The organism is Pseudomonas sp. MF06569 (genome assembly GCF_059862735.1).
The window spans coordinates 183578-194793 of sequence record NZ_JCBCUZ010000007.1 but is presented as its reverse complement, the minus strand read 5'-3'; the positions used below and the strand labels follow the sequence as shown (position 1 = coordinate 194793).

The window sequence follows — 11216 nt, the reverse complement described above, 5'->3', positions numbered from 1 at the left end:
CAGGGTGAAGCCTTGAGCTTGACTGAGCTGAATGATCGCGCGCTCTTCAACGCTGAGTTCGGAATAGGACATAGGGGCAGCACCGTACCGGAAAGGTCAGGTGTTGCACTCAGTTTTCGCGGCCGCCCATTTATTAAGGCTGAGCCACAGGCCATTGTAAATCGATCAATAACGGCCGGTAACTTTGCGGCCACTTCTGTGTTCATGTTGGATTACCCTTGAAAGGGTCACCCTTTTGCAGGGCTATTTTATAGTGAAGATATAGATGAGATATCTAATTGGCGTGTTGTTGTTGATGCTGGTCAATGTCGCCAGCGCTGTAGATTGTCAAGCGGGTGGTTCCGCCTGGACGAATGTTGAAGTTAATGATCTTAGAGCTGACGCTATCTTCTTCGGTGGTACTGTTGCTGTGGAAGGCGGGAGACTTGTGACGACTTTAGGTGTTGCCTGCAGGCAGCTAGGCGATGAGAGGGTGGAAATATGGACTGCTTACGATCCTGTTGCATTGGAATCGCGATATGCTCATTTCAAAACTGGCTTAAAATTGGATGGTAGTTATTACACATCACCTGTGCGCAGTATTCTTATAGGGGACCAGCTACTGGGGAATACATTGGTGGTTAGTAGAGGGAACCCTTATTTAACGGTTGATTCGCCGCCTAATGGTTATATTGAAATACCTGCGGGAGCCAAGGTGTTGACGTTTCGTCTGTGGGTAAAGGTCTTTAGAGGGGCAGTGAAAATCAAGGAGGTCTTTGCGCAAGTTCATGTGTATTCGAGGTTTGCAATCAATTTAAATCCCTCAACCTGTACGATTAATAACAACAACCCAATTAATGTGGACTTTGGTTCGGTGGATCCTGTTGCAATCGGGGGGGATATACCTGCCGGCACACCCTACAGGCAAGGTGTCACTTTGAATTATTCATGCCCTGAAAGGGGTATTGACTCACCCATAGATATCAAGCTGGTGGGGGCGGCCTCTTCGTTTAACTCAAGTGCCCTTGCCACAACTAACCCTAATCTTGCCACAGGCATGCATCGTCTCAGCGCATTAGTCCCTCCGGGAGGTTCTTTCAGGACTCGCATAACGAACAGTTCAGGTAGCGACACGGTGTTGTTTACGCTATTTCGCAAACCCGGCAGCTTCCCTGCCGCAGGGCCTTTCACGGGGAGTGCCACGCTGGTATTGAGTGTGCCTTGAACCTGGCCGGCTTGGGTCGGGGACAGTTAGGTGTGCCGCTGTTGTTGCTGGCAATGATGATGTTGCCCGTTGCGCCGTTTCTTGCCAATCGATCGTTCATGCCGTTTTTTACAGTGTTGTTTATATTAAAGAGGACTGTATGAGATATCTGACTGGGCTGATGTTGTTGATGCTGGTTCACGCCGCCAATGCACGCGATCCGGAGTGTCGGGTAAATGGCGGTAATTGGGTGGATGCGTCAATACACGGGTTTAATGTGTATGTTGATGTCAGTGCGAACATGGGCACCGGGAAAATCTTGTTGGATGGTTACACGATGGATTGCAGGCATGGAATGTCGATTTTCCCTCCCTTGACCCCCATTCAATACACAAGGACCGCTCTCAATGCGGTCAGGCTTGAACCCAGATACAGTAGTTACGGGGGAGGGTTAAATGTCGAGGGCGTCAATTATCCAATACCGATAAGGCTTGGTATTCTCCTCGCGGTACAGAGACTTGAATCTTATGTGAGTGTGTCGGGTCGGCCATATTTGAATATTTCAAGTGCGCCGGGGCAATACGTCAATATTAGATCAGGGGATAAAATTGCAATAGTTGAGTTGGACATGGCTATGTATTTATCCTCAACGTTTGTCAGGGGATATAATACATTTGTCAATGTGTTTGCCCGCAACTCACTCAACTTGAGTCCGTCCACCTGCACGATTAACAATAACAATCCCATAGATGTCGATTTTGGCTCCGTGGACCCGGTTGTGATCGGGGAAACGCCACTGGGCTCGCCCAACACACGAACGGTCACGCTCAACTATACCTGTCCTGACCCGGGTATTTACTCCCCCATAAACGTCACGTTCAGGGGAACTGCCTCCTCGTTCAACTCAAGTGCCCTTGCCACCAGCAATGCCAATCTGGCCACCGCCTTGCTGCGTAGCAATGTAGTCGTCCCTACAGGAGGTTCGTTCAGGGGCACTATCAGCAACAGTTCAGGGAGGGACACGGTCGTGTTTTCGCTTATTCGCAAACCTGACAGCTTTCCTGCCGCAGGACCTTTCACGGGGAGTGCCACGCTGGTAATGAGTGTGCCTTGAACCTGGCTGACGCGTGCGCAAACGAAGGTTTCAGTCGTATTGGCCAAAGTTGGAAGGTTTCTTGCACAGGCAGGCTCTACGGCGCACATGGCGTCAAAAGTTTGCTAAAGGTTTGTCGCAATGTCACTGGATCGCTCTCAGTTAATCAACACCGCGCGCAGCGGTCTGGCCGGCCTGGGTCGGGGACAGTTGGGTGTGCCGCTGTTGTTGCTGGTGATGCTGGCAATGATGATGTTGCCCGTTCCGCCGTTTCTGCTGGACGTGTTTTTCACCTTCAACATCGCGCTGTCGATTGTGGTGCTGCTGGTGTGCGTTTACGCCCTGCGGCCGCTGGACTTTGCGGTGTTTCCCACCATTTTGCTGGTCGCCACCCTGATGCGGCTGGCCCTGAACGTGGCCTCGACCCGGGTGGTGATGCTCCACGGTCATGAAGGTCACGCCGCCGCAGGCAAGGTGATCCAGGCCTTCGGTGAAGTGGTGATCGGTGGCAACTACGTCGTCGGTATCGTGGTCTTTGCGATTTTGATGATCATCAACTTCGTGGTCGTGACCAAGGGTGCCGGGCGTATCTCCGAAGTGAGCGCCCGCTTTACCCTCGACGCCATGCCCGGCAAGCAAATGGCAATCGATGCCGACCTCAACGCCGGTCTGATCGACCAGAACCAGGCCAAGGCCCGCCGTCAGGAAGTGGCCCAGGAGGCCGAGTTCTACGGCTCGATGGACGGTGCCAGCAAGTTCGTGCGCGGTGACGCCATCGCTGGTCTGCTGATTCTGTTTATCAACCTGATCGGCGGCATGGCCGTCGGTATCTTCCAGCACGGCATGACCTTCAGCGAAGCGGGCAAGGTGTACGCCTTGCTGACCATCGGTGACGGTTTGGTGGCGCAGTTGCCGTCCCTGTTGCTGTCTACCGCTGCCGCGATCATGGTGACCCGTGCTTCGGGCTCCGAAGACATGGGCAAGCAGATCAATCGCCAGATGTTTGCCTCACCCAAGGCACTCGCCGTGTCGGCAGGCCTGATGGCTGTGATGGGGATGGTGCCGGGCATGCCGCACTTTTCCTTTCTCAGCCTGGCCGCAGTCGCCGGTGGCGTCGCGTACCTGATGTGGAAGAAGCAGAACGTCGTCAAGGTCCAGGCCCTGCAGGAGGTCAAGCGCCAACAGGAGCTGTTGCCATCGCCTGCCCGCGCCCAAGAGACCAAGGAGCTGGGCTGGGATGACGTGACGCCCATCGACATGATCGGCCTGGAGGTTGGCTATCGGCTGATTCCGCTGGTTGACCGCAATCAGGGTGGCCAGTTGCTGGCGCGGATCAAGGGTGTGCGCAAAAAGCTGTCCCAGGATCTGGGCTTTCTGATGCCCACCGTGCATATCCGCGACAACCTCGACCTGGCCCCCAGTGCGTATCGCCTGACCCTGATGGGGGTGATCCTGGCCGAGGCCGAGATCTACCCGGACCGCGAGATGGCGATCAATCCGGGGCAGGTGTTCGGCACGCTCAACGGCATTACCACCAAGGATCCGGCCTTTGGTCTGGAAGCGGTGTGGATTGAGGTCAGCCAGCGCAGTCAGGCGCAATCGCTGGGCTATACCGTAGTGGACGCCAGTACGGTAGTGGCGACCCACCTTAACCAGATTCTGTACAAACACTCCCATGAGTTGATCGGTCATGAAGAAGTGCAGCAGTTGATGCAACTGCTGGCCAAGTCTTCACCCAAGCTGGCTGAAGAGCTGGTGCCGGGCATCCTGAGCCTGTCCCAACTGCTCAAAGTGTTGCAGGCCCTGCTGGCTGAACAGGTACCGGTGCGTGACATTCGCAGCATTGCCGAAGCCGTCGCGAACAATGCCCATAAGAGTCAAGATACTGCCGCTTTGGTTGCCGCGGTGCGGGTCGGGTTGTCGCGCGCCATCGTGCAAAGCATTGTAGGCGTTGAGTCTGAGCTGCCTGTGATCACCTTGGAGCCAAGGTTGGAACAAATATTGCTCAATAGTTTGCAGAAGGCCGGACAAGGCCAGGAAGAGGGCGTGTTGCTGGAGCCAAGCATGGCAGAAAAGCTCCAGCGCTCGTTGATCGACGCTGCTCAGCGTCAGGAGATGCAAGGTAATCCAGTGATTTTGTTGGTGGCAGGCCCGGTACGCGCGATGCTTTCGCGTTTTGGCCGTCTGGCGGTGCCCAACCTGCATGTACTGGCTTACCAGGAAATTCCTGACAACAAGCAGGTCACGATCGTTGCAACAGTAGGCCCTAACGGCTGAGGGTTTGGTTTATGCAAGTGAAGCGATTTTTCGCCGCCGATATGCGTCAGGCCATGAAGCTGATTCGTGATGAACTGGGGGCGGACGCCGCCATTATTGGCAACCGCCGGATAGCCGGGGGCGTTGAGTTGACCGCGGCCCTGGACTACAAGCTGTCCGCGCTGGCACCCCGTGTACCGAACATTGAGCTCGAAGAAGAGCTGCGCAAGACCCAGTCGCGGATTGTCTCGGCCCAGGCCGAGTTGAGCCTGCGCGGTGAGGGCGAGGCGGGGGACAACCGTCAGTTGTTTGCCGGTCTGCCGCTGACCGCCGCCGAGCCGTTGATCGAGCCGACCCTTGAAGAGCCGCCGCGCCCTGCACCTGCGCCAGCCGCACCGACCATTGATCAGCGCGCATTCGACAACATGCGTCATGAACTCAACGGTTTGCGCGAGTTGCTCGAAGTGCAGCTCGGCTCGCTGGCCTGGAGCCAGTTGCAGGATGCCAAGCCTGCCCAGGCCAATCTGTGGCGTCGCCTGCAGCGTATCGGCCTGTCCGGGCCGCTGTCCCGTGATCTGCTGGCGCAAGTGGCCGGCATCGAGGAGCCGCGTCAGGCCTGGCGGATGCTGTTGGCGCACCTGGCGCGCATGATTGCCACGCCTGAGCTGGAACCGCTGGAAGAGGGCGGTGTGATCGCGATGGTCGGTCCCGCAGGGATGGGTAAAACCACCACGCTGGCCAAGCTGGCGGCGCGTTATGTGCTCAAGTACGGCGCGCAGAACATTGCCCTGGTGAGCATGGACAGCTTTCGAATTGGCGCCCAGGAGCAACTCAAGACCCTGGGCCGGATTCTCAACGTACCGGTGACCCACGTGGCCCCCGGTCAGTCGTTGGGCCAGACCCTTGAGCCACTGGTGCGCAAGCGCGTGGTGCTGGTGGACACCGCCGGGCTGCAAGCCAGCGATCCGGCGTTGCGCCTGCAGCTGGAAAGCCTCGCGGGGCGAGGGATCAAGGCCAGAAATTATCTGGTACTGGCCACCACCAGCCAGAAACAGGTGCTGACGGCGGCGTACCTCAGTTACAAGCGTTGCGGGCTGGCCGGTTGCATCCTGACCAAACTGGATGAAACGGCAAGCCTGGGCGAAGTGTTGAGCCTGGCGATCAGCCACGGGTTGCCGGTGGCGTACCTCACCGATGGTCCAAGGATTCCGGATGACCTTCACCTGCCGCGCCGTCACCAGTTGGTGAGTCGCGCAGTGAGTGTGCAAATGCAGGAAGAACCCAGCGAAGAAGCCATGGCCGATATGTTCGCTGATATCTATCACAGCCCTCCCAAGCGGGTAGGCTGAGGTAGTCAAGATTACGTTGCAATGTACCTACATCTGATGGTCTGAAGGTTTTGTTCCAATGGGGAACGGGCAGCCAACGCATGTAGCCGCGTCTAAGTAAGACAAGGTAAAAAAAGATCATGGGCAGCATGCATCCCGTACAGGTGATCGCAGTGACCGGCGGCAAGGGTGGCGTCGGTAAAACTAACGTCTCAGTCAACTTGTCCATCGCATTGGCCGAGCTGGGCAGGCGCGTTCTGTTGATGGACGCGGACCTTGGACTGGCGAATGTCGATGTCCTGCTGGGCCTGACCCCCAAATTCACCCTGGCCGATGTGGTCGAGGGGCGTTGCGAGCTGCGCGATGTCTTGCTGCAAGGCCCTGGCGGGATTCGTATCGTGCCGGCGGCTTCAGGCACCCAGAGCATGGTGCAGCTGAGCCCGGCGCAACACGCCGGTCTGATCCAGGCCTTCAGCGACCTCGGCGACAATCTGGATGTGCTGGTGATCGACACCGCTGCCGGGATTGGCGAGTCGGTGGTCAGCTTTGTGCGCGCCGCCCAGGAAGTGCTGCTGGTGGTCTGCGACGAGCCGACATCGATCACCGATGCCTATGCGCTGATCAAGCTGCTCAATCGCGATTACGGCATGAACCGCTTTCGCGTATTGGCGAACATGGCCCAGAGCCCGCAGGAAGGGCGCAATCTGTTCGCCAAATTGACTAAAGTCACCGACCGTTTTCTCGATGTGGCCCTGCAATACGTGGGCGCCGTTCCGTATGACGAATGCGTGCGCAAGGCCGTACAAAAACAGCGGGCCGTCTACGAAGCGTTCCCGCGCTCCAAGTGCTCCCTGGCGTTTAAAGCCATCGCCCAGAAAGTCGACACCTGGCCGCTGCCCGCCAACCCCCGCGGGCATCTGGAGTTCTTTGTCGAGCGTCTGGTGCAGCAAGCAGGGGGGCGCTTTTAATGACCGCCAGTGGCTATCGCATGTACAGCAAGGCGTCCCGTGACAGCCAGTACGAGCTGATCGAGCGCTACGCCCCTTTGGTCAAGCGCATTGCCTATCACCTGTTGGCGCGCTTGCCGGCCAGCGTGCAGGTGGACGACCTGATCCAGGCCGGGATGATCGGGCTGCTCGAGGTGTCGGGCAAATACGACGCCACCAAGGGAGCGAGTTTTGAGACCTATGCCGGGATTCGCATTCGTGGCGCCATGCTCGATGAAGTGCGAAAAGGCGACTGGGCCCCGCGCTCTGTCCACCGCAATACGCGCATGGTCAGCGATGCAATTCGGGTAATTGAAGCAAAAACCGGTTGTGACGCTAAAGATCATGAAGTTGCGGCCGAACTCCAGTTAAGCCTTGATGATTATTACGCCATCTTGAATGACACCCTGGGCAGCCGTCTGTTCAGTTTCGACGACTTGTTGCAGGACGGCGAACACGAAGGGCTGCATGAGGATGGCGCAAGTGCTCACCCGGAGCCGTCCCGCGATCTGGAAGACGAACGCTTCCAGGGCGCGCTGGCCGATGCGATTGCCCATCTGCCCGAGCGTGAGCGGCTGGTGTTGGCGCTGTACTACGACGAGGAACTGAACCTCAAGGAAATCGGCGAAGTGCTGGGGGTCAGCGAGTCCCGTGTGAGCCAGCTGCACAGCCAGTGCGCAGCGCGGCTGCGTGCACGCCTGAGCCAGTGGCGAGCGCACTGACGGGAACACGCGTACTTATTGTGGGAGCGGGCTTGCTCGCGATGGGATCGACACGGTGAATCAGAAAAACCGCGCCGCCAGCATCGCGAGCAAGCCCGCTCCCACAGTCGATTCTGGCGGTGTTTGAAAACGAATTGATTGAATGGCGTGTCCCCAGACCGGGCGCGTTTAAGACTGCTTGGAGGTCGAATTGGACAAGAACATGAAAATCCTTATCGTTGATGATTTTTCAACGATGCGGCGGATCATTAAAAACCTGTTGCGTGACCTGGGGTTCACCAACACGGTCGAGGCGGACGACGGCATCACGGCGTTGCCGATCCTCAATCTGGGTCACATCGACTTTTTGGTGACCGACTGGAACATGCCGGGCATGACCGGTATCGAGTTGCTGCGCCACGTGCGCGCCGACGAAAAACTCAAGCACTTGCCGGTGCTGATGGTGACCGCCGAAGCCAAGCGCGAGCAGATCATCGAAGCCGCCCAGGCCGGTGTTAACGGCTATGTGGTCAAGCCGTTCACGGCTATCGCACTCAAAGACAAGATCGAGAAGATCTTTGATCGCATCGGTTGATCGGTTGCCTTGGGGGCGCTATGGAGCATAAAGAATCTACACAGGGCGATTTTGAGTCGACCCTGAAAAAACATGCTCACGAATTGGTCGAAAGCCTTGAAAGAGGCCAGTTTGGCGATGCAGTGCAGCTGATTCACGAACTCAACCAGACCCGTGATCGCGGGTTGTATCGCGAAGTCGGCAAACTGACCCGTGAACTGCACAGTGCAATTGTCAATTTCCATATTGATCCGAGCATGCCGCAAGCCGAAGAAGTGTCGCAGATCACGGATGCCACGGAACGCCTGGCTTATGTTGTGAAGCTCACGGAAGCGGCCGCCAATCGAACCATGGACCTGGTGGAAAACAGCACGCCGCTGGTCAACGGCCTGGGGCAGGAAGCCAAGGCCCTGAGTGCAGACTGGGGTCGCTTCATGCGCCGTGAAATCGGTGCCGAGGAGTTTCGCGAGCTGGCGCGTCGGGTTGACAGTTTTTTGACGCGTAGCGACGAGCAAAGTCAGGTCGTGTCCGCCAACCTCACCGACATCTTGCTGGCCCAGGATTTCCAGGACCTTACCGGTCAGGTCATCAAGCGGGTAACGCAACTGGTCACGGACGTTGAAAGCAATCTGCTCAAACTGGTGCTGATGGCCAGTCAGGTAGACCGCTTTGCCGGCATCGAACACGACCGTGATGCGTTGCGTGCTGAAAATAATTCGCAAAAAAACCAGGCCAAGGGTGAAGGTCCGCAGATTCATGCCGATACACGTAATGACGTCGTATCCGGTCAGGATGATGTAGACGATTTGCTGTCCAGTTTAGGTTTTTAGGACTCGATAGACGTGCGGGCGCTGTTGCCTGGCGTCGCGGGCCTTTCTCAAGGAGCACGTACATGAGCTTCGGCGCCGATGAAGAAATCCTTCAGGATTTCCTGGTTGAAGCCGGCGAAATTCTGGAGTTGCTGTCCGAGCAACTGGTCGAGCTGGAAAGCCGACCGGATGATGCGGACCTGCTCAATGCCATTTTTCGCGGTTTTCATACTGTCAAAGGGGGCGCCGGCTTCCTGCAGCTCCATGAATTGGTGGAGTGCTGTCACATCGCCGAGAACGTCTTCGACATCCTGCGCAAGGGTGAACGAGGCGTCGACGCGGAGTTGATGGACGTGGTGCTTGAGGCACTGGATGCGGTCAACGGCATGTTCAGCGAAGTACGCGAGCGCAGCCCGATCACCGCGGCGACCCCCGAGTTGCTGGCGGCGCTGGCGCGTCTGGCAGAACCTGCCACCGCTCACGTGGTTGCAGCACCTGAGCCTGTGCCGGTGGCGGTAGTCGCAGCCCCGGTGACGGATATCACCGACAGCGAATTTGAACAGCTGCTGGAATCCCTCGATGCGGTCAAGGCCGCTGCCCACGAGCCCGAGCCGGTTGTCCCGGCAGACATCTCGGCGGGTGACGAAATCAGCGACGCCGAATTTGAGTTGCTGCTTGACCAGTTGCACGGCAAGGGCCAGTTTTCTGCGGATGCCGCAGTGGTCGGCGCAGTGCCCGACGAAGCGCCAGCAGCCGTAGCTGAAGTCAGCAATGAAATCACCGACGATGAATTCGAGGCCTTGCTCGATCAACTACATGGCAAGGGTGCGTTCAACACCGACGCACTGGGCGCTGCGACCGCCGAGCCTGTTGCCGCGGCCGAGGAGCCAGCGGGCGACCCGAACCTGATCAGCGATCACGAATTCGAAGCCCTGCTCGATGAGATGCATGGTAAAGGCAAGTTCAGTCCGGACTCCGCAGCCGTTGTCGCTGCGGCTGTGCCCGCCAAACCGGTTGCGGCTGCGCGTGCCGCCCCGGCCCGGGCGGCAGCTGCACCGTCGGAAAAGCCCGTTGCCTCTGAGGCAGAAACCACCGTGCGGGTCGATACCGCACGGCTGGACGACATCATGAACATGGTCGGCGAACTGGTGCTGGTGCGTAACCGTCTGGTGCGCCTGGGCCTGAACAGCCATGACGAGGACATGGCCAAGGCCCTGTCCAACCTCGACGTGGTCACCGCCGACCTGCAAACCGCAGTGATGAAGACCCGGATGCAGCCGATCAAAAAAGTATTCGGTCGCTTCCCGCGGCTGGTGCGGGATCTGGCGCGTCAGTTGAAGAAAGAAATCAGCCTGGAATTGGTGGGCGAAGAGACCGACCTGGATAAAAACCTCGTCGAAGCCCTGGCCGATCCACTGGTCCACTTGGTGCGCAACGCCGTCGACCATGGTTGCGAAACCCCGGAAGAACGTGCTGCTGCAGGCAAGCCAAGCTGCGGTCGGGTGGTGCTGTCGGCAGAGCAGGAAGGCGACCATATCCTGCTGTCGATCTCCGATGACGGCAAAGGCATGGATGCCAATTTCCTGCGCTCCCTGGCGGTGAAAAAAGGCCTGATGGACAAGGACGCAGCCGATCGCCTGAGCGAAAGCGACTGCTACAACCTGATTTTTGCACCGGGCTTTTCCACCAAGACCGAGATCAGCGATGTGTCCGGACGTGGCGTGGGCATGGACGTGGTGAAAACCAAGATCGCTCAGCTCAATGGCTCGCTGAGCATCGAGTCGGTGCTGGGTCGTGGCTCGAAAATCGTCATCAAGGTGCCGCTGACCCTGGCGATCATGCCAACCCTGATGGTGATGCTGGGCAACCAGGCGTTTGCGTTCCCGCTGGTCAACGTCAACGAGATTTTCCATCTCGACCTGTCGCGCACCAACGTGGTCGACGGCCAGGAAGTGGTGATCGTGCGCGACAAGGCCCTGCCGTTGTTCTACCTCAAGCGCTGGCTGGTGGCGTCTGCCGCCCACGAAGAACAGCGCGAAGGGCATGTGGTGATTTTGTCGGTCGGTACCCAGCGCATCGGTTTTGTGGTCGATCAACTGGTCGGCCAGGAAGAGGTGGTGATCAAGCCGTTGGGCAAAATGCTCCAGGGCACGCCAGGCATGTCGGGCGCCACCATTACCGGTGATGGCCGTATTGCCTTGATTCTGGATGTTCCGAGCATGCTCAAGCACTACGCATCACGGCGTATTTGATTCTGGTGAGCCGGGGCTTTTGCGCCCCGCACCG

9 protein-coding genes and 1 pseudogene are annotated in these 11216 nt (G+C 57.8%); all 10 read left to right on the top strand.

Annotated elements, in window-relative coordinates; genetic code table 11:
* Positions 1 to 222, top strand: a pseudogene (locus tag AC19YQ_RS10170) (hypothetical protein); the annotation flags it as partial.
* Between the two features lie 43 nt (positions 223 to 265).
* Positions 266 to 1204, top strand: a complete 939-nt coding sequence (locus AC19YQ_RS10165) for a fimbrial protein (RefSeq protein WP_500595053.1) — start codon at positions 266 to 268, stop codon at positions 1202 to 1204.
* A 139-nt stretch (positions 1205 to 1343) separates the two neighbouring features.
* Positions 1344 to 2297 (top strand): fimbrial protein, encoded by a 954-nt coding sequence (locus AC19YQ_RS10160; RefSeq protein WP_500595052.1) that lies wholly within the window; start codon positions 1344 to 1346, stop codon positions 2295 to 2297.
* Between the two features lie 126 nt (positions 2298 to 2423).
* Complete coding sequence (gene flhA / locus AC19YQ_RS10155) at positions 2424 to 4553, top strand: flagellar biosynthesis protein FlhA (RefSeq protein WP_133076257.1); 2130 nt, start codon at positions 2424 to 2426, stop codon at positions 4551 to 4553.
* 11 nt (positions 4554 to 4564) lie between these two features.
* Complete coding sequence (gene flhF, locus AC19YQ_RS10150) at positions 4565 to 5881, top strand: flagellar biosynthesis GTPase FlhF (protein WP_095021423.1); 1317 nt, start codon at positions 4565 to 4567, stop codon at positions 5879 to 5881.
* Positions 5882 to 6000: 119 nt separating this feature from the next.
* On the top strand, positions 6001 to 6828 hold the full coding sequence (gene fleN, locus AC19YQ_RS10145) for a flagellar synthesis regulator FleN (protein ID WP_095028721.1): 828 nt from the start codon (positions 6001 to 6003) through the stop codon (positions 6826 to 6828).
* The gene (gene fliA / locus AC19YQ_RS10140; RefSeq protein WP_019828842.1) at positions 6828 to 7568 is read left to right on the top strand and encodes an RNA polymerase sigma factor FliA; all 741 of its coding nucleotides are present in this window, start codon (positions 6828 to 6830) and stop codon (positions 7566 to 7568) included. Before fleN ends, fliA begins: the two co-directional genes overlap by 1 nt.
* Before the next feature lie 202 nt (positions 7569 to 7770).
* Entirely contained in the window at positions 7771 to 8142 is a 372-nt protein-coding gene (locus AC19YQ_RS10135; protein ID WP_019828845.1) for a chemotaxis response regulator CheY, read from the top strand.
* 20 nt (positions 8143 to 8162) lie between these two features.
* The gene (locus AC19YQ_RS10130) at positions 8163 to 8951 is read left to right on the top strand and encodes a protein phosphatase CheZ (protein ID WP_133076019.1); all 789 of its coding nucleotides are present in this window, start codon (positions 8163 to 8165) and stop codon (positions 8949 to 8951) included.
* 62 nt (positions 8952 to 9013) lie between these two features.
* Complete coding sequence (locus tag AC19YQ_RS10125) at positions 9014 to 11182, top strand: chemotaxis protein CheA (RefSeq protein ID WP_500595051.1); 2169 nt, start codon at positions 9014 to 9016, stop codon at positions 11180 to 11182.
* Positions 11183 to 11216 lie beyond the last annotated feature (34 nt).